At 66.3% G+C, this 16,844-nt stretch carries 18 protein-coding genes; 9 read left to right on the forward strand and 9 right to left on the reverse strand.

Features of this window, described 5'->3' with window-relative positions; genetic code table 11:
* Nucleotides 1–4 precede the first annotated feature (4 nt).
* The 3 genes from PMI15_RS13680 to PMI15_RS13690 form a co-directional block, all read right to left on the reverse strand.
* Nucleotides 5–436: a hypothetical protein gene (locus PMI15_RS13680; RefSeq protein WP_007869795.1), complete on the reverse strand. Its 432-nt coding sequence runs from the start codon at nucleotides 434–436 to the stop codon at nucleotides 5–7.
* 5 nt (nucleotides 437–441) lie between these two features.
* Entirely contained in the window at nucleotides 442–1,701 is a 1,260-nt protein-coding gene (locus PMI15_RS13685; protein WP_007869796.1) for a DEAD/DEAH box helicase, read from the reverse strand.
* Between the two features lie 82 nt (nucleotides 1,702–1,783).
* Complete coding sequence (locus tag PMI15_RS13690) at nucleotides 1,784–3,259, reverse strand: MFS transporter (RefSeq protein WP_007869798.1); 1,476 nt, start codon at nucleotides 3,257–3,259, stop codon at nucleotides 1,784–1,786.
* An 82-nt stretch (nucleotides 3,260–3,341) separates the two neighbouring features.
* On the opposite strand from PMI15_RS13690, the gene PMI15_RS13695 reads away from it, so the two are divergent.
* The 4 genes from PMI15_RS13695 (at nucleotide 3,342) to PMI15_RS13710 (ending at nucleotide 7,642) form a co-directional block, all read left to right on the forward strand.
* Nucleotides 3,342–4,385: an ornithine cyclodeaminase family protein gene (locus PMI15_RS13695; RefSeq protein WP_007869800.1), complete on the forward strand. Its 1,044-nt coding sequence runs from the start codon at nucleotides 3,342–3,344 to the stop codon at nucleotides 4,383–4,385.
* 39 nt (nucleotides 4,386–4,424) lie between these two features.
* The gene (locus PMI15_RS13700; protein WP_007869802.1) at nucleotides 4,425–5,576 is read left to right on the forward strand and encodes a DSD1 family PLP-dependent enzyme; all 1,152 of its coding nucleotides are present in this window, start codon (nucleotides 4,425–4,427) and stop codon (nucleotides 5,574–5,576) included.
* A gap of 87 nt (nucleotides 5,577–5,663) precedes the next feature.
* Nucleotides 5,664–7,370, forward strand: a complete 1,707-nt coding sequence (locus tag PMI15_RS13705) for an FAD-dependent oxidoreductase (RefSeq protein ID WP_007869804.1) — start codon at nucleotides 5,664–5,666, stop codon at nucleotides 7,368–7,370.
* An 11-nt stretch (nucleotides 7,371–7,381) separates the two neighbouring features.
* Nucleotides 7,382–7,642 carry a UBP-type zinc finger domain-containing protein gene (locus PMI15_RS13710; protein ID WP_007869805.1) on the forward strand — a complete coding sequence of 87 codons (261 nt, stop codon included), beginning with the start codon at nucleotides 7,382–7,384 and terminating at the stop codon, nucleotides 7,640–7,642.
* Between the two features lie 4 nt (nucleotides 7,643–7,646).
* Here PMI15_RS13710 and PMI15_RS13715 read toward each other — a convergent pair whose 3' ends face one another.
* The 4 genes from PMI15_RS13715 to PMI15_RS13730 all read right to left on the reverse strand — a co-directional run bounded on the left by PMI15_RS13715 (nucleotide 7,647) and on the right by PMI15_RS13730 (nucleotide 10,424).
* Entirely contained in the window at nucleotides 7,647–7,907 is a 261-nt protein-coding gene (locus tag PMI15_RS13715; RefSeq protein WP_007869809.1) for a hypothetical protein, read from the reverse strand.
* A gap of 49 nt (nucleotides 7,908–7,956) precedes the next feature.
* Nucleotides 7,957–8,604 carry a glutathione S-transferase gene (locus PMI15_RS13720; RefSeq protein WP_007869812.1) on the reverse strand — a complete coding sequence of 216 codons (648 nt, stop codon included), beginning with the start codon at nucleotides 8,602–8,604 and terminating at the stop codon, nucleotides 7,957–7,959.
* A gap of 130 nt (nucleotides 8,605–8,734) precedes the next feature.
* On the reverse strand, nucleotides 8,735–9,202 hold the full coding sequence (locus PMI15_RS13725; RefSeq protein WP_007869815.1) for a hypothetical protein: 468 nt from the start codon (nucleotides 9,200–9,202) through the stop codon (nucleotides 8,735–8,737).
* A gap of 118 nt (nucleotides 9,203–9,320) precedes the next feature.
* Complete coding sequence (locus PMI15_RS13730) at nucleotides 9,321–10,424, reverse strand: acyltransferase family protein (protein ID WP_007869818.1); 1,104 nt, start codon at nucleotides 10,422–10,424, stop codon at nucleotides 9,321–9,323.
* A 339-nt stretch (nucleotides 10,425–10,763) separates the two neighbouring features.
* On the opposite strand from PMI15_RS13730, the gene PMI15_RS13735 reads away from it, so the two are divergent.
* Complete coding sequence (locus PMI15_RS13735; RefSeq protein WP_007869823.1) at nucleotides 10,764–11,183, forward strand: hypothetical protein; 420 nt, start codon at nucleotides 10,764–10,766, stop codon at nucleotides 11,181–11,183.
* 31 nt (nucleotides 11,184–11,214) lie between these two features.
* Here PMI15_RS13735 and PMI15_RS13740 read toward each other — a convergent pair whose 3' ends face one another.
* Together PMI15_RS13740 and PMI15_RS13745 are read right to left on the reverse strand one after the other, a co-directional pair.
* Nucleotides 11,215–12,588, reverse strand: coding sequence for an MATE family efflux transporter (locus PMI15_RS13740; RefSeq protein ID WP_007869825.1), 1,374 nt, complete (start codon nucleotides 12,586–12,588; stop codon nucleotides 11,215–11,217).
* Nucleotides 12,585–13,178, reverse strand: coding sequence for a DUF2239 family protein (locus PMI15_RS13745; protein ID WP_007869827.1), 594 nt, complete (start codon nucleotides 13,176–13,178; stop codon nucleotides 12,585–12,587). The genes PMI15_RS13740 and PMI15_RS13745 overlap by 4 nt, the downstream gene beginning before the upstream one ends.
* Nucleotides 13,179–13,437: 259 nt before the next feature.
* Between PMI15_RS13745 and PMI15_RS13750 the strand changes: the two genes are divergently transcribed.
* The 4 genes from PMI15_RS13750 to PMI15_RS13765 all read left to right on the forward strand — a co-directional run bounded on the left by PMI15_RS13750 (nucleotide 13,438) and on the right by PMI15_RS13765 (nucleotide 16,760).
* Entirely contained in the window at nucleotides 13,438–14,505 is a 1,068-nt protein-coding gene (locus tag PMI15_RS13750; protein ID WP_007869829.1) for a methionine ABC transporter ATP-binding protein, read from the forward strand.
* Nucleotides 14,495–15,160 carry a methionine ABC transporter permease gene (locus tag PMI15_RS13755; protein WP_007869830.1) on the forward strand — a complete coding sequence of 222 codons (666 nt, stop codon included), beginning with the start codon at nucleotides 14,495–14,497 and terminating at the stop codon, nucleotides 15,158–15,160. The genes PMI15_RS13750 and PMI15_RS13755 overlap by 11 nt, the downstream gene beginning before the upstream one ends.
* Nucleotides 15,161–15,269: 109 nt before the next feature.
* On the forward strand, nucleotides 15,270–16,064 hold the full coding sequence (locus tag PMI15_RS13760) for a MetQ/NlpA family ABC transporter substrate-binding protein (protein WP_007869837.1): 795 nt from the start codon (nucleotides 15,270–15,272) through the stop codon (nucleotides 16,062–16,064).
* Nucleotides 16,065–16,211: 147 nt separating this feature from the next.
* Complete coding sequence (locus PMI15_RS13765) at nucleotides 16,212–16,760, forward strand: NADPH-dependent FMN reductase (RefSeq protein WP_007869839.1); 549 nt, start codon at nucleotides 16,212–16,214, stop codon at nucleotides 16,758–16,760.
* The last annotated feature ends 84 nt before the right edge of the window (nucleotides 16,761–16,844 follow it).

Below are 16,844 nucleotides of genomic sequence, written 5' to 3' on the forward strand. Positions count from 1 at the left end.
GTCGCTAACGATGTGACGAGATGGTTGTTGCGATCGATTGTTCCTGAAATATCGGCTCGAATTTCAGTTGACGGCAATGCCCTTCGATCTGCTCAAGTACGCTGGCGCCCAGCGCGTTGGCTTTGGGCGGATGGTAGATGAGGACCCGAACCGGCCGGGAAGCGTCGATCTCCGGAAACCGCTCGCGCAACTGGCCGCTTTTCACCACGGCGGCATAGAGGTTGAGCTTGCGGATGACGCGCCGTTTGGTCAGCCCGTCCTCAAGCGGAAGGTCTATGACCAGGAACAAGGTGGCCTGGCCCGTGGATTTTTCGACCACCACGCGGTCAACACGGCTCAGGTCCGTGATGGAGGGCTTTGCCGTGGCGACCAGGCTGTACAACAGAAGGGCCGCGAAGGCGACGGCTTTGAAGGATGACCGGGGGCTGAGCCGCATAAGTATTAGGAATCGCGTTTTGCCGCAGCCCGCAACTTATCCTTCTTGCTAGGCCGCTTCCCCTTGACCCCACCCGTCCCCGCAGGATCCGCCGGGTTCACCGCCGCGGCCTCCACCCGCTCAAAGCCCGCGACCTGTTCGCGCGCGACTTTGATGCCCAGGCGCTTTTCGATCAGCTTGAAGTGCGCTTCGGTGTCCGCGCTCACAAAACTCACGGCCACGCCCGTCTCACCCGCGCGGCCGGTGCGGCCTATGCGGTGGGTGTAGTCGGTCACCGAGCGCGGCAGGTCGTAGTTGACGACGACGGGCAGTTGCGCGATGTCGATGCCGCGCGCGGCGACGTCGGTGGCCACCACCACCTGCACGGCCTTGATCTTGAAGTCCTGCAGCACCTGGCTGCGTTTGCCCTGGCTCAGTTCGCCGTGGAAGGGTTCGGCCTGGATCTCCACTTTTCGCAGCTTGTCGGCGACGATTTCGGCCGCGTGTTTGGTGGCCACGAAGACCAGCACGCGTTCCCATTTTTCGGTCTGCACCAGGTGGCGCAGCAGCTGGGTGCGGCGCGGCGCGTCGACTTCGATGGCGCGCTGGGCGATGTCGGGCACGGCCTGCACCACGGGTGCGACTTCCACGCGCAGCGGGTTGCGCAGCAGGCTGGCGGCCAGGGCTTCGATCGCGGGCGGGAAGGTCGCAGAAAAGAACAGGGTCTGGCGTTGCCGGGGCAGCAGGGCCAGGATGCGATTCAGTTCCTCGCCAAAGCCCAGGTCCAGCAGGCGGTCGGCTTCGTCGAGCACCAGGCTGGTGGTGCCGGCCAGGCTCAGGGCGTTGTGGTCCACCAGGTCCAGCAGGCGGCCGGGTGTGGCGACCACGATGTCGGCGCCGCCGCGCAGGTTCATCATCTGCGGGTTGATGGAGACACCGCCGAACACGATCGCGACTTTCACGCGCTGGGGAAGGTATCTGGCAAAACCGGCGATGGCCTCGCCGACCTGCGCGGCCAGTTCGCGTGTGGGCACCAGGATGAGGGCGCGCACGGGTCGGTGGCCGGCGGGCGCGGCGGTGGTGGCCAGGCGCTGCAGCAGCGGCAGGGCAAAGGCCGCGGTCTTGCCGGAGCCTGTCTGGGCCGAGGCCACCAGGTCGCGGCCTTCGAGGACGGCCGGGATGGCGGCCTGCTGGATGGGTGTGGGGGCGGTATAGCCTTTTTCGTCCAGGGCGCGCAAGAGCAGGGGCAGCAGCGCGGGCGAAAAGCCCAGTGAGGAAAATGGCATGGGGTGGGTGTGGAGGAGGGTGGGGAAGGCGCGCTGCGGGCCGCGTGGGGCGGGCCGTGCAAGGCCGCCTGGAGCCCCAAGTTTAAGCCCGCGGGCCTTTCGCCCCGGCCGGCGCCAGAAACAGCAGCGCGCAGGCCGAGGCGCCCAGCGCGCACAGCACACAGCCCAGCACGACCCAGCGAAAGGCATTCACCAGCACTTCGGGCGCGGCCGACTGCACAGGGCCTTGCAGCGCGATGGCAAACACCACGCCCAGCAAGGCCACGGCCAGCAGGCCGGCCACACGCGCGACGGCGTTGTTGATGCCCGAGGCAATGCCGGCATGGGCGGCGGGCACGGCGTTCATGACGGTGGTGGTCAGCGGCGCGACGGCGATTGTCATGCCCAGGCCCAGCACCACCATGGCCGGGAAGAAACCAGCCCAGTAAGGCCAGCCCACGCCGGGCAGGGCCAGCAGCGCAAAACCCGCGGCGGCCACGGCCGGCCCGGCCATCAGCATGGCGCGCGCGCCAAAGCGTTCGGTGAGTTTGGCCGTGGCCGGCGACAGAAAGCCCAGCAGCAGCGAGAAGGGCAGCAGCGTGGCACCGGCGGCGGTGGCCGAGTATTTGAAGGCACCTATGAGCACAAAGGGCAAAAAGAACAGCGCGCCGCTGAGCGCGAAGTACAGCAGCAGCGTGAGCAGATTGGTGCCCACAAAGTCTCGCGACTTGAACAGGCCCAGCGGCATCATGGGCGCGCGCGTGCGGGCCTGCACAAACACAAAAGCCAGCAGCAGCGCCGCGCCCAGCGCGATGGGACCCAGCACCTCGGCCGCCTGCCAGCCGCGCTCGGGCGCCAGCGTGAGGCCATAGGTCAGGCCGCCCAGGCCGCTTGCCACCAGCAGCACGCCGGGCCAGTCAAGCTGTTGGGGCGCGTCGGGATCGCGGCTGTCGGGCACGGCATAGAGGGCCAGCCACACGGTGGCCACGGCCATGGGCACGTTCAAAAAGAAGATGGAGCGCCACGACACGGCATCGACCAGCCAGCCGCCCAGCACCGGCCCGGCCGCGCCGGTGATCGCCGCCCAGGCGGCCCAGGTGCCGATCGCCTTGCCGCGCGCCTCGCCTTCAAACACATTGCCGATGATGGCCAGGCTGGCCGGCACCAGCAGCGCCGCGCCCACGCCCTGCAGGGCGCGCGCCGCGATCAGCGCCAGCGGCCCGGGCGCCAGGCCGCAGGCCACCGACGCGGCGGTAAACAGCGCGATGCCCATGATGAAGATCTTGCGCCGGCCAAAGCGGTCGCCCAGCGAGCCGCCCACCAGCACCAGTGAGCCCAGCAAAAGCAGATAGGCATTGATGACCCATTGCATTTCGGCTAGCCCGGAGGCCGAGCCGCCGGCCAGGTCGCGCTGGATGGCGGGCAGGGCGATGTTGACGACCGAGCCGTCGATAAAGGCCATGGACGAACCCAGCACCGTGGCGGCCAGCGCCAGTTTGGGATGCGCCGTTTTGCCGCAGTCGCCGGCCTGGGCGCGGATGATGCCTTCGTCACAAGGGGCGTGCGGGTTGCCGGGCATGGGGTCTCCTGCGATGGACGGGTGACGCTGAGAGCGAGAGGTGGTGTTTGACAAATTGTCCAATAATAGATAATATTTCCAGATGCTGGACGAATCACAAACACCCGCCGCCAAACCCCATCCTGCCAGCTTTGGCCATGCCGCGCCAAACGCCACCCTGCCGGCCGATGCGCAACTCCTGCTGCTGGACAAGCACGCGGTCGAGGCCATGCTGCTGCCCGCCGACGTGCTGGAGGCCACGCGCGAGGCCTTTGTGCTGCACAGCCGGCGAGAGGGCCGCGTGTTCTCCCTGGTGCGTGAAAGGCTGGCCACCGGCGGCGTGTTCGGCATCAAATCGGGCGACGTGGGCGCGCAGTCGCTGCTGGGCTTCAAGGCGGCCGGTTTCTGGCCCGGCAATCCCGGGCGCGGTGCCGACGCCCACCAGGCCACCATCATGCTGCTGGACCCGGCCACCGGCCGGCCGACCTGCCTGATCGACGGCAACGCCGTCACCACCGAGCGCACCGGCGCCGCCGGCGGCCTTGGCTTGCAGCTGGCGCGGCAGGACAGCCACACGGTCTGCGTTTTTGGCACTGGTGTGCAGGCCCAGGCGCAGTTGCGCTTTGCCCTGCGCCAGCTGCCCGGGCTGCGACAGGTGTTGTATGCCACGGCCGACGGCGGCCCCAAGCCGGCGTTTGAGGCGATGTTCGCCGGGCAGTGCGCCATCGCGCATGCGGCCGACGTGAATGCCGCCGTGGCCCAAAGTGATGTGCTGATCACGGCCACCACCGGCAAGGGCCCGCTGTTCGACCTGGCCGCCGTGCAACCCGGCACCCATATCAATGCGGTGGGCAGCGACACCAAGGGCAAACGCGAGCTGCCCGAAGGCCTGCTCGCCAAAGCGCGCGTGTTTGTGGACGATGCCGCGCAGTCGCGCGGCATAGGCGAGCTGCAATGGGCGCCCGACACCGCCTGCACCGAAATCGGCGACGTGCTGTCGGGCAAGGCTGTCTTTGCGCGCGGCGCCGGCGACATCACTGTGTTCGACATGACCGGCATCGCCTTGCAAGACCTCACGGTTGCGCGCATGCTGGAGCAGCGCGCGCGCCTTGACGGCAAGGGTCAGCGCATTGCCTGGCCCTGGTAAGCGACTTGACCGATTCCAATATTGCCCCCGGAGATTCCCTTGACCGCCACCACCACTTCCCACCCCCTGGCTGCCCTGGACACCCCCGCCGCCGTGATCGACCTGGCGCGCATGCAGCGCAACATTGAGCGCATGCAGCAGCGCATGAATGCGCTGGGTGTGCGCTTCAGGCCGCACGTCAAAACCAGCAAATGCACGCCGGTGGCGCGCGCGCAGCTCAGGGCTGGGGCCGAGGGCATTACCGTCTCCACGCTCAAGGAGGCCGCGCAGTTTTACGCCGACGGTTTTAACGACATCCTCTACGCGGTCGGCATGGTGCCGGCCAAGCTGCCGCAGGCGCTGGCGCTGCGCCGCCAGGGTTGTGACCTGAAAATCATCACCGACAGCGTGGCTTCGGCCGCGGCGATTGCCGCTTTCGGCCGCGAGCAGGGCGAGAAGTTCGAGGTCTGGATAGAAATCGACAGCGACGGCCACCGCTCCGGCATCAAGCCCGGCGAGGCCGCCTTGCTCGACGTGGCGCGCGTGCTGCACGAGGGCGGCATGCGGCTGGGCGGCGTGATGACGCATGCCGGCTCGAGCTACGAGCTCAACACCCCCGAGGCGCTGGCCGCCATGGCCGAGCAGGAGCGCGCCGCCTGCGTGCTGGCCGCCGAACGTGTGCGCGCAGCGGGCTTTCCGTGCACGGTGGTCAGCGTGGGCTCCACGCCCACGGCGCTGTCGGCGGCGCAGCTGGACGGCGTGACGGAGGTGCGCGCCGGTGTCTATGTGTTTTTTGACCTGGTGATGCACAACATCGGCGTCTGCACCACCGACGACATCGCGCTCAGCGTGCTGACCACGGTGATAGGCCACCAGGTGGACAAAGGCTGGGCGATTGTCGACGCCGGCTGGATGGCCATGAGCCGCGACCGCGGCACGCAAAAGCAGGCCCACGACTTCGGCTACGGCCAGGTCTGCGACGCCGAGGGCGAGGTGCTGGCCGGTTATGTGCTCAGCGGCGCCAACCAGGAGCACGGCATCCTCTCGCGCGAAGGCGCGCCCGACACCGACATCGCCGCGCGCTTCCCGGTCGGCACGCAGCTGCGCATACTGCCCAACCACGCCTGCGCCACCGGCGCGCAGCACCCTGAATACCATGCGCTGGCCGAGAACGGCGAGGTGGCGACCTGGCGCCGGCTTTACGGCTGGTAACGCGCGCCCAAGCTGCAAACAGCCGGGTAATCAGTCATCATGGCGGCCTGGGCGCTGCGCGGCAGGGCCTGCCGACCGGAGTTTTTGATGGCTGACGACCCCACCCCCACACCGCCGCCGCTGGCCGAGAGCCGGCGCCACCAGATGTTCCCCGTGCTGAGCCCGGCGGAGATCGCGCGCATACGCCGCTTCGGCACGGTGCTGCATTTCAAAAGAGGCGACAGGCTGTTCGCCGCCGGCGAACCCGGCCCCGGCATGTTTGTGCTGCTCAAGGGCTCGGTCAGCATCACCCAGCGCGACGGCCTGGGCCATGTGGTGCCCATCGTCACGCAGGGGCCGGGCCAGTTCCTGGCCGAGGTGGGCCAGCTTTCGGGCGCGCCGGCGCTGGTGGACGGCCATGCCGAGGACGAGGTGGACGCCTTGCTGGTGCCGCCCGGCCAGCTGCGCGCCCTCATCATTGCCGAGGCCGACCTGGGCGAGCGCGTGGTGCGCGCGCTGATCCTGCGGCGCGTGGCGCTGATCGAAGCCGGCGCCAGCGGCCCGGTGCTGATAGGCCGGCCGCAGTCGGCCGCCGTGGTGCGGCTGCAAAGCTTTTTGAACCGCAATGGCGAACCCCACCATGTGGTCGACATCGCCGAGGACGCCGATGCCGCCGCGCTGATGGTGGAATACGGCGCCGCCGCCGGCGACGTGCTGGCGGTCTGCCCCGACGGCTCGGTGCTGGTGAACCCCGGCGAAAACCAGCTGGCCCGCTGCATGGGCATGGTGGACACCGCCGAGCGCAGCGAGCTGTTTGACGTGATCGTGGTGGGCGGCGGGCCCGCGGGCCTGGCGACGGCGGTGTATGCGGCCTCCGAAGGACTGCAGGTCATCGTGCTGGACTGCCGGGCCTACGGCGGCCAGGCCGGCGCCAGCGCGCGCATCGAGAACTACCTGGGTTTCCCGACCGGCATCTCGGGCCAGGCGCTGGCCGGCCGTGCCTATGTGCAGGCGCAGAAATTCGGCGTGGAGATGCTGATCCCCGCGCAGGCCCAGTCGCTGGACTGCGCGGCCAAGGCTATCAAGGGCGAGCTGCACGTGAAGCTGACCGACGGCCGGACCCTGCGTGCCAAGACCGTGGTGGTGGCCAGCGGCGCGCGCTACCGCCGCCCCGAGGTGCCGCGCCTGGCCGAGTTTGAGGGCCGCGGCGTCTGGTACTGGGCCTCGGCGCTGGAAGCCAAGATGTGCAGCCAGACCGAGGTGGTGCTGGTGGGCGGCGGCAACTCGGCCGGGCAGGCCGCGGTGTTTTTGTCGCAGCACGCGGCCAAGGTCAACATGCTGGTGCGCGGCCCCAGCCTGGCGGCCAGCATGTCGCGCTACCTGATAGACCGCATAGACGCGACGCCCAATATCGAGCTGCTGCCGCAGACCGAGGTGGTGAAGCTGCACGGCGACGGCAACGCCGGCCTGAGTGCCGTGACCTGGCGCAACCGCCAGCGCGGCACCGAACATGACGCCGAGGTGCGCAATGTGTTCCTGTTTGTAGGTGCGGACCCGGAAACCGCCTGGCTGGACAGCTGCGGCGTGGCCCTGGACGCGCACGGCTTTGTGCGCACCGGCGAGAGCGTGACCTGCAAACATTCCGACTACAAACCCGCGCCGCTGGAGACCAACATCCCGGGCCTGTTCGCCGTGGGTGACGTGCGCAGCGGCTCCGTCAAGCGCGTGGGCGGCGCGATAGGCGAGGGCGCGGCGGCGGTCGCGATGATCCACCAGCACCTGGCGGCGATGGAACGCGCCGCTGCAACGGCCTGAGGAGATTTCCGATGCGTATCAAACCTTGCGACCATGTTCCCGCCGAGATTCACTCACCGAATGCCAGGGGCTGTGAGGAGTGCCTCAAAATGGGTGACACCTGGGTGCATTTAAGGCTGTGCGTGCATTGCGGCCACATCGGCTGCTGCGACGACTCCAAAAACCAGCATGCGAGCCAACACTATGCGGCCACAGGCCATGCGGTGATCCAGTCGTTTGAACCGGGCGAAAGCTGGATGTGGTGCTATGAGCACCAGCTGCAAGTGGGTTAGCGGCTTAGGGCGCGGCGGCCGGCGGTGGAGCCGCCTTGGCGGCCTTGGTGAATTCCGTCGTGGCCACCATCACCGGGCTGGATTTGGGACTCCGCTGCCAGTGCTCGTCGGCGGCCTTCTGCACCGCCTCCTTGTCGTAGTTGCCCTTGGACAGGTCGGCCCAGACATGGACATAGGCCCGGCACCAGGCGTCGTGGGCTTCATTGATCTTTTCCCCGGAAAGCTCGGGGCTGGATTCCGGATGGGGGATGGGGTCGGGGACCATGCGTCCATCCTAGCGGGCCACGGCGGGCCAGTCTACCCCGGTGGTCGCTTCAGGGCTTGCCCTGGTAAGTAAGGTCGCTGTGCGGCGCCGCCGCGAATTCCGGCAGCTGCTCGGCCCGCGCCGAGAACTCGCGCAAGGCCGGGAAGTCCGCCGCGTTCACCACCTCGGGCAGCATGGCCTGCGTGAAATGCCAGCTGATGCCCACGGTCACGCCGTCCTGGCCCATAGTGTCGCTGCTCGCGGCCAGGGGTTTGCGCTGCAGTTCCGTTTCAAGTTCACCATACGCCGCCAGCAGCTGGCTGGTCACGCGCGACACCCAGGGCTGGTGCAGCTTTTCGGCGGGGCGCAGCATGCGTTCGTAAATGATCTGCACGCTTTTTTCGCAGGCGGCCAGGGCCAGGCCGATGACGCGCAGCGCCTGCTGGCGTTCGGGCAGCGTGGAAGGCATCAAGCTCCTGCCGGCAGGCGCCTGCGCGGCCAGCGCTTCGGCGTAGTCGATGATGAGTGTGGAATCCATCAGCACCGTGCCGTCGTCGCAGACCAGCGAGGGTGCTTTCACGACGGGGTTGATGGCGCGGAATTTCTCAAACGTGCTGAACACCGAGACCGACTGGTGCTCAAAACGCAGGCCCAGAAGCTGCAGGGAAATGGCTACGCGGCGGACGTAGGGGGAGTCGAGCATTCCGATGAGTTGCATGGGAGTTCCTGTTCAGGGTTGACCGGTCACGACGGGTTTGTCTTTGTGGGGAAGGGGCGGCGACCTGGCGTTTATACCGCGCAAGCGGCACATGCGCAGGCCTTGTGCGGAAACCAGATGGGCCGCCGTGTCAGCCGCCGGGGTGCGCCATGAAGGCCGGGGCCAGTTCCCTCAATTTTTCAACTTGCCACGCGAACTCTCCTTCAAAAGCCGATGGGTCGGTGACTGCATAACCGCCATAACCGTAGACGGCGGCATAAGCCGCGTAACCCGCCGCGTCCAGGGCCCGGCCGGCAAGGGCATTGGCCACGGCGTAGGTGGCGGAGACGGCTGCGTGGGCCGAGCCGTCAATGGAGTTGGATCCCCTGTGGCTGTTGGCCACCTCGGCAATTTCCTGTGCCGCCTGCGCCAGGGCGGGCCGGTCTGATGTGCCTTCCACAAAAGACCGAAGCACCGCCAGGCAACGGATGGCCTCCGGGCTTTCGAGCAGGTGTTCCGTGCGTTGTGCGCAGGCCAGGCCAAAGGCAAGGCGAAGCGGCTCGCACTGCGGCTCGTTCATGTGGAGCGCGGTGGCCAGGCGTGAGAGTTCCTCGTTCATGAAGCATCTCCTGGGGTTGAAGCTATCGTAGCGTTGAAATCCGGTGGGTGATGGCAAGGCACAGCCCGCGGCCGATAACGCCGCCGAGGAAGGCCGGGCCCGCAAGCGGCGGCCCGGCTCACGGTGATTTGCCGGGGGCGTTTTGCGGCAACGCGGGGCCGGCCTTCAGCGGTGGTGTTGTCGGCAACAGCAGCAGCGCCAGATACCTTTGCCGCCGCACCAGCTCCAGCAAAACCAGGGGCAGCGCCACCCCGGCGGCCAGGCTGGCCGCACCAACAAGCACTTCGTTGCGGCTGACGTGGGACAGCAGCAGAAAAACCCGTCCTTGCACGACGTAATGAAACAGCAGGATCAACAGGCTTGCCGACCCGATGCAGGCCAGCGGGCGCCGGAACACCGCATGGTGCTGCAGCAGCGCGGAAACACTGAGGACCAGGTAGATGCCCAGCCCCGCCTGCAAGGTGGAGATGACCGGGTTGCCGTACACCCGCAGGTTCAGGTCCATGGTCTCGCCGGAATACGCGTGCAGCGCGGCGAAGGCGAGGGCTGCGGCCGCAACGACCCAGGGCTTGAAGCGCATGGCCGCCACCGGCTTGCCGAGCAGGAAACCAAACAGCATGAAGGGCGTGCTGATGAAGAGCAGGTCCAGGCTCCAGGGAAGGCCGGGCAAACGCTGCAGGCCCATCCAGTCCAGCGCCTCCCCGGTGTCGGTTTGCCAGAACCAGCCTATGCAGCCCACGCCGGTCGCCAGCAGGGCGCAGGCGGCCAGCCAGAGCGCGGCGGGGCGCCCGGGCAGATTCCGGGTGGCGCGCAACACGGCCATGGCCAGGACCGAGGCCGCAAACAGATGCGGCAAAAACCACAGCGGGGTCCAGGCAATGGTGGGCGCGGTGCCGTAGAGGACGCCGGCGAAATACGCGAACGGCGTGGTGCCGGCAACCGGCACGGCCTGCGGGGCCAGCATCTCGCAGAGGCCCAGCAGCAGCAACACGGCGAAGTAGGGCTTGAGCAGCGCATCGGCGCGCGACAGCGCGAAGTTTTTCAGGTCGCCGGAATCCTTCAGGAACAGGCCCGAGAGGAAAAAGAAGAGCGGCAGGTGAAAGGAATAAATCACCTGGAAGAGCTCGCCTCTTTCCTGCAGGACTGTCCAGTTATGCCCGAGCACCACGAGGATGATGCCTATGCCCCTGGCGATGTCGATGGCGGGGTTGCGGCGGTTCATGGGGGGAAGGTCATCGATGCCGGCGCTGTGCCGGCGGCGGGCGCGGGGCCCTGGTGATGGCGGGAGAGCACCCATGGTAGCAAGGCTTTGTAAGCGCCTTGAAACAGCTCTTAACAGGTGTTGAAAGGCGCTGAAGAAGCGGCGCTGGACAGGCCTTGAGCGGGCTTGGTGTCCATGGCCACCCAATGCCGGGTGGCGACTATCCCACTTCAAATTTCCAGCTACGGACAATTCGCCGCGGTGGCGGTCGGGAAATCGAATATGGTCCGGCAATCAGCGACCGCCGGGGGCTACTCCACCCCCGATTCAGACATCCGCCAGCCCTAAAAGGAGACCACCATGGCATTCGTGATTCAACCCGTTGCCCGGGATGTTTTTGATTCATTCTGGACACCCGCCCTCAAGCGCAAGATCCGCAAGTTCGTCCACTCCGCGGACGCCGCATCGCGGGAGCTCCAGCACCAGACCTGGGCCGTCGACGAAGGCGTCAAGGCCTGCCTGCTGCCGGTTTCCCTGGCCGGCAGGACGGATGCCGCCTGGTGCTACGCCTTTGTGATGAACGGCGAGTTTGCCGTGGTGCGGCATGAAAGCTACTGCGTCTATTCTTTCGTGGGCATCTCGCCGGGCCTGGCCGACAAGCTCGACGGCGTGAAACGCCTGATCGCGGAGGCGCTTCGTGTGGGCGGGGAGTTCCTGGATGGAAAGTCCGGCGACGACGGGCTGTTCGCCGTGCCGGACGCGCAGTTCATGCGCCCTTGAAGCGGCGCCGGCGCCTGGGGCCTTTATTCCCCTACACCAGCCGCCGTATCGCTTTTTTCTTCCACGCCAGCCGGTAATAGGCGGTCTGCAGGCCCAGCATCGCGACAAAGGTGACGGGGTAGGCGATCCAGATGCCGTTGATGCCGATGCGGTGGCTGAGTATCCAGGCCGTGGGCACCTCGATCAGCGCGATGCAGAAAATCGAAATGCCCATGGGCACCCACACCGTGCCGCTGGCGCGCATGACGCCGGAGACCACGCCTTGCATGCCGAAGACCACGCTGCTCCACAGCATGATGTGCAGCAGGGTTTGCGACAGCTCGATCACCGGCTCGCTGGTGATGAAGAGCGCCATCAGGTGGCGCGAGAACAGATAGCCCAGCAGGACCAGCGCGCCGGTCAGCGCCAGGTTCATCTGCAGCCCGGTGCGTGTGATGGCGCCCAGCCTGTCGGTGCGGCCCGCGCCTATGGCCTGCGCGCCCAGGATGGAAGCGGTGATGGCGATGGAAATGGCCGGGAACTGAACATAGGCCACCACCTGGTTCACCGCGCCGTAGGCCGCCGTGGCGTTGGAGCCGTAGCCGTTGACCAGCGAGAGCAGGGCGATCTCGGCGAGCGAGATGACGACCAGCTGCACCCCGGTGGGCACGCCCACCCTGAGCACGGTCTTGAGGATGGCGGGGTTCACGCGCAGGTGGCGCCTGAATTCGGCGTCGGGCGCCAGCGGGCTCCGGATGGCGTGCAGGCGCCGGGCCAGCCAGGCGGTCGAGACCAGGAAAGACAGGATGGTGGCCACCGCGCTGCTGGCCACGCCCAGCCTGGGCAAACCGCCCCAGCCCAGGATGAGCGCGGGCGTCACCACCAGGCCGCAGGCGGTGGAAATGCACAGCGTGTAGAGCGAACTCACCGTGTCGCCCACGCCGCGCAGCATGGAGGTCGACAGCAGGAAGACAAACAGCCCCGGCATGGCGATCAGCATGATGCGGGCATACAGCGTGGCGTCGGCCAGGATGTCGGGCGGCGTGCCCAGGGCCTTGAGCAGCGGCGCGGTGAAGAGGCCGCCAAAAACGGCGACCGCGAGGCCGAATCCCGCACCCACCGCCAGGGTGGTGCCGGCGACGGCCTTGACCTTGCCGGTGTCGCGCGCTCCCCAGGCCTGGCCGATCAGCACCGACGCACCCGCGCCCAGCCCGATGGTGAAGGCGATGAGGAAAAACATGAGGGGGAAAAAGCTGGTCACGGCCGCCAGCGCCCCTACACCGATCATCTGGCCGATGTAGATGTTGTTGATCGTGCCCGAGAGTGATTGCAGGATGTTGCTGAGCAGCATGGGGCCGAGAAAGGCCGCGAAGGTTTTCCACATCGGCACGCCTTCACCCAGCGTTTTGGGGGTGGGTGGCGTCATTCGGCGCTCCAGCCGGCTGCCGCCAGCTTCGCCAGCTGCAGGCGCACGTCTTGCGGCCAGGGTGCGACCAGGCCCTCAAATTTAGGCCGGTCGCCCGCGAACAGCGCGCGGCTGGCTTCTTCAAAGCCCGCGAAATCGCCGGCCATCTCGCTCATGAAGCGGTAGGCGTTTTCGCGCGAGGTGCGCACGCTGACGCGGCCTTCGCCGGCCTTGCGCGATTCGTCAATCAGGCGGCGCAGGGTGACCGAGGCGCCGCCGGGCTGGCTGCCCAGCCATTCCCAGTGCCGGGGCAGCAGCGTGACTTCACGCGCGACCACGCCGAGTTTGGGCCGGCCCACGGGGCGCGCGGTGGAGATTTGCGGCGCTTCCGGCGCTTCAGCGGTGGCGGGCGGCAGATGCGCCTCGGGACGCAAGTCCAGGTCTATGCGCTCGCCGGTGGCGTCGTTGAAAACACGCAGCAGCTCTTCGGTGCCGGACAGCTTGCGCAGTGCGCTGAGGACCTGCGCGTGGTCGCCGGCGGCAACTTGCCGGAAGCCTGAGAAGGCGACCAGGCGTGGAGAAACTTCAGGGGATGATGGCTGGGATGGCATGGCAACAGGCTCGCTAAGCGTCAAAAAAGAGGGTTAATTTAATCCGGGTGAATTAATTCTATAACACCCGGGTATAAATTGTCCATCCCTATTGATACCGGGTGCAATTATTTACATAGGCTGAAATCCGTCTAATTAACCTATTTAATATTCTTTTGAGTTTGAGCTTCAGGCTTCTACATTCGCTGTCTGTTCAAAAAAAAGCGCCTCGCGGTTTTCCACAAGAAACGCGAAGGCGGCAAAAAGTCAGCGGGATTTCATGATCGAACTCAAAGGTATTGTTCAAACCTACCAGGGCCCCACGGGCCCGGTCGAAGCACTCAGGGGCGTCGACCTTCACATCCGGCCGGGCGAGGTCTACGGCATCATCGGCCGCAGCGGCGCCGGCAAAAGTTCTCTGGTGCGGGTCATCAACCTGCTGAACCGGCCTTCCGCCGGCCAGGTGGTGGTGGGCGGCCGCGAGCTGAGCTCGCTGGGCGGCGATGCGCTGCGCGTGGCGCGCCGCGACATCGGCATCATCTTCCAGCACTTCAATTTGCTCTCGTCGCGCACGGTCTACGGCAATGTGGCCTTGCCGCTCGAAATCGCCGGGTTGCCGGCCGATGAGATCCAGGCGCGCGTCGGGCCGCTGCTGGAGCTGGTGGGCCTGAGCGCCCTGGCGGACCGCTACCCGGCGCAGATCAGCGGCGGGCAAAAGCAGCGTGTGGGCATTGCGCGCGCGCTGGCCAACCGGCCCAAGGTGCTGCTGTCGGACGAGGCCACTTCGGCGCTGGACCCGGAAACCACACGCTCCATCCTGGGCCTGCTGCGGCAAATCAACAAGGAGTTCGGCCTGACCATCGTGCTGATCACCCACCAGATGCAGGTCATCAAGCAGGTGGCCGACCGCGTCGCGGTGATAGATGCCGGCCGCATCGTCGAAAGCGGGCCGGTGATCGACGTCTTCACGCGCCCGCAACATGAAACCACACGCAGCCTGATCGCCGAGATCGTGCCGCAGGACCTGCCCGACAGCGTGCTCGCGCGGATACGCACCCTGATGAGTGCCGAACATCCCGAAGAAGGGCAGCTGCTGCGCCTGGCCTTCGCGGGCGACGAATCGGACCGGCCGCTGCTGTCGGACGTGATACGCCGCTTCGGCATCGACCTGTCCATCGTGCACGGCCAGGTCGATGAAATCCAGGGCAAGCCTTTCGGCTCGCTCGCGGTGTTCGCGCGCGGCGCGCGCGAACAGCTCAGCGCGGCGGTGGCGCACCTGCGCGGCGCCGGCGTGCATGTCGATCAAGTCGGCGCGGATTTTCCCGGAGGTCTGGCCCATGTTCAGTAATTTTTCGCAAGCCCTGCTGGAGCTGTTTGTGAGCTCGCTCTGGGAGACCATCGTGATGGTCGGCATCTCGGGCCTGGTCGGCGCGCTGATAGGCATTCCGCTGGGGGTGTTTTTGCGGCTGACCGACGCGGGCGGCGTGCTGCGCAACGCGGGCGTGAACCGCGTGGTGGGCGGCATCGTGAACGCCGTGCGTTCCACGCCTTTCATCATCCTGCTGGTGGCCATCATTCCGCTCACGCGCTTTTTGACCGGCTCGTCCATAGGCACGGCCGCCGCCGTGGTGCCGCTCACGATCGCGGCAGCGCCCTTTATCGCGCGCCTGGTCGAGGCCTCGCTGCGCGAGGTCGATCACGGCCTGATCGAAGCCGCGCAGGCCATGGGCGCGACCACGCGGCAGATCGTGCTCAAGGTGCTGCTGCCCGAGGCGCTGCCCGGCATCGTCGCGGGCCTGACCATCACCTTTGTGAGCCTGACCGGTTATTCGGCCATGGCCGGCGCGATTGGCGGCGGCGGGCTGGGCGACCTGGGCATCCGCTACGGCTACCAGCGCTTTTTGCCGGAGGTGATGCTGGCCGTGGTGCTGGTGCTGATCCTGTTTGTGCAGGCGGTGCAAAGCCTGGGCGACTGGGCTGTGCGCAGGTTGAGCCATAAATGAGGGTGCTCTCCGGCCTTTATTTTCAACAGCGATGTTGACTCCCGATTCCTCCTTCTCCCAAAGGCAGAGGGAACAACACAACAATTTTCAATTCATCCAAAAGGAAACCATGAACAAACGCACTCTCATCCAATCCGCCATCGCACTCGTGCTGGCCGCCTCTTTCTCCGGCGCCGTGCTGGCGCAGAACAAGCTCCTGAAGATAGGCGTCACCGCCGGCCCGCACGCGCAGATTTTTGAGCAGGTCAAAAAGATCGCCGAGAAAGATGGCCTCAAAATCCAGGTCGTCGAGTTCAGCGACTACATCCAGCCCAACGCCGCGCTCGCCGCCGGCGACCTGGACGCCAACAGCTACCAGCACAAGCCCTTCCTGGACCAGCAGGTCAAGGACCGCGGCTACAAGATCGTCAACGTGGGCTACACCGTCAATTTCCCGATCGGCCTCTATTCCAAGAAGGTGAAAAGCCTGGCCGAGCTGAAAGAAGGCGCGCGTTTCGGCATCCCGAACGACCCGACCAACGGCGGGCGCGTGCTGCTGGTGCTGCAGGACAAGGGCCTGATCAAGCTCAAGCCCGAAGCCGGCCTCAAGGCCACGCCGCTGGACGTGATCGAGAACCCCAAAAAGCTCAAGTTCGTGGAACTCGACGCCGCGCAGCTGCCACGCTCGCTGGACGACCTGGATGCCTCGGCCGTCAACACCAACTACGCGCTGTCGGCCGGCCTCAACCCCAAGGACGCGATCGCGCAGGAAGCGGCCAAGTCGCCTTACGTCAACCTGCTGGCCGTGCGTGAGCAGGACAAGGACAAGCCCTGGGTCGCCAAGCTCGTGAAGGCCTACCACTCGGAAGAAATCCGCAAGTACGTGCAGGCCGAGTTCAAGGGCGCGGTGCTGGCCGGCTTCTGAACGGGCGCCGCAGGCGTTTCCCGTCCTGGCGTCCTACAGCAGGCGGCGCCGAATTGGTTTACAACGTGGGGTGCCTGATGCGCTTGCGCCATTCAGGCTCCCTATTTTTTTCATCCCCATCCCATCCACCAATTCCTGGAGAACCCCATGGCCCGCTACACCATCGCTGTCGTCGTCGGCAGCATTCGCAAGGACTCGTTCAACAAAAAGCTCGCCCGCGCGCTTGAAAAACTGTTCCCTGCGGATTTCAGTTTCACCCATGTGCGCATCGACGACCTGCCGCCCTACAACCAGGACGACGACGGCAACCCGGCCCCGCAAGTGGTCAGGCTCAAGGGCGAGATCAAGGCCGCGCAAGGCCTGCTGTTTGTCACACCCGAGTACAACCGCTCGATCCCCGGCGTGCTCAAAAACGCCATCGACCATGCCTCGCGCCCCTACGGCCAGAGCGCCTGGGACGGCAAGCCGGCCGGTGTGATTGGCGCTTCGGTGGGTGCCATAGGGACTGCGCTGTCGCAGCAGCACCTGCGCAACATCCTGGCTTACCTGAATGTGCCCACGCTGGGCCAGCCCGAGGCCTTCATCCATAACAAGGAGGGCCTTTATGAGGCTGATGGCAGCCTCAGTGAGGGGAGCCGGAAGTTTTTGCAGGGATGGGTGGATGCTTATGTTGCTTGGGTTAAGAAGCACGCTTGAGGGGTGGGGCCGGTCTTGCTCCGGCTTGCGCGCTCTCTGCTTGGTCCTGCTGGCCGGGTCTCGCCCCGGCGGGCGACTTACTTT

It is taken from the genome of Polaromonas sp. CF318 (assembly GCF_000282655.1).
Taxonomy (GTDB): Bacteria; Pseudomonadota; Gammaproteobacteria; order Burkholderiales; family Burkholderiaceae_C; genus Polaromonas.

Excerpts from the sequence above, each read along its gene's own strand:
- PMI15_RS13680 (WP_007869795.1), bottom strand. The coding sequence starts at position 436 with ATGCGGCTCAGCCCCCGGTCATCCTTCAAAGCCGTCGCCTTCGCGGCC.
- PMI15_RS13685 (WP_007869796.1), bottom strand. The coding sequence starts at position 1,701 with ATGCCATTTTCCTCACTGGGCTTTTCGCCCGCGCTGCTGCCCCTGCTC.
- PMI15_RS13690 (WP_007869798.1), bottom strand. The coding sequence starts at position 3,259 with ATGCCCGGCAACCCGCACGCCCCTTGTGACGAAGGCATCATCCGCGCC.
- PMI15_RS13695 (WP_007869800.1), top strand. The coding sequence starts at position 3,342 with ATGCTGGACGAATCACAAACACCCGCCGCCAAACCCCATCCTGCCAGC.
- PMI15_RS13705 (WP_007869804.1), top strand. The coding sequence starts at position 5,664 with ATGGCTGACGACCCCACCCCCACACCGCCGCCGCTGGCCGAGAGCCGG.
- PMI15_RS13710 (WP_007869805.1), top strand. The coding sequence starts at position 7,382 with ATGCGTATCAAACCTTGCGACCATGTTCCCGCCGAGATTCACTCACCG.
- PMI15_RS13715 (WP_007869809.1), bottom strand. The coding sequence starts at position 7,907 with ATGGTCCCCGACCCCATCCCCCATCCGGAATCCAGCCCCGAGCTTTCC.
- PMI15_RS13720 (WP_007869812.1), bottom strand. The coding sequence starts at position 8,604 with ATGCAACTCATCGGAATGCTCGACTCCCCCTACGTCCGCCGCGTAGCC.
- PMI15_RS13725 (WP_007869815.1), bottom strand. The coding sequence starts at position 9,202 with ATGAACGAGGAACTCTCACGCCTGGCCACCGCGCTCCACATGAACGAG.
- PMI15_RS13730 (WP_007869818.1), bottom strand. The coding sequence starts at position 10,424 with ATGAACCGCCGCAACCCCGCCATCGACATCGCCAGGGGCATAGGCATC.
- PMI15_RS13735 (WP_007869823.1), top strand. The coding sequence starts at position 10,764 with ATGGCATTCGTGATTCAACCCGTTGCCCGGGATGTTTTTGATTCATTC.
- PMI15_RS13740 (WP_007869825.1), bottom strand. The coding sequence starts at position 12,588 with ATGACGCCACCCACCCCCAAAACGCTGGGTGAAGGCGTGCCGATGTGG.
- PMI15_RS13745 (WP_007869827.1), bottom strand. The coding sequence starts at position 13,178 with ATGCCATCCCAGCCATCATCCCCTGAAGTTTCTCCACGCCTGGTCGCC.
- PMI15_RS13750 (WP_007869829.1), top strand. The coding sequence starts at position 13,438 with ATGATCGAACTCAAAGGTATTGTTCAAACCTACCAGGGCCCCACGGGC.
- PMI15_RS13755 (WP_007869830.1), top strand. The coding sequence starts at position 14,495 with ATGTTCAGTAATTTTTCGCAAGCCCTGCTGGAGCTGTTTGTGAGCTCG.
- PMI15_RS13760 (WP_007869837.1), top strand. The coding sequence starts at position 15,270 with ATGAACAAACGCACTCTCATCCAATCCGCCATCGCACTCGTGCTGGCC.
- PMI15_RS13765 (WP_007869839.1), top strand. The coding sequence starts at position 16,212 with ATGGCCCGCTACACCATCGCTGTCGTCGTCGGCAGCATTCGCAAGGAC.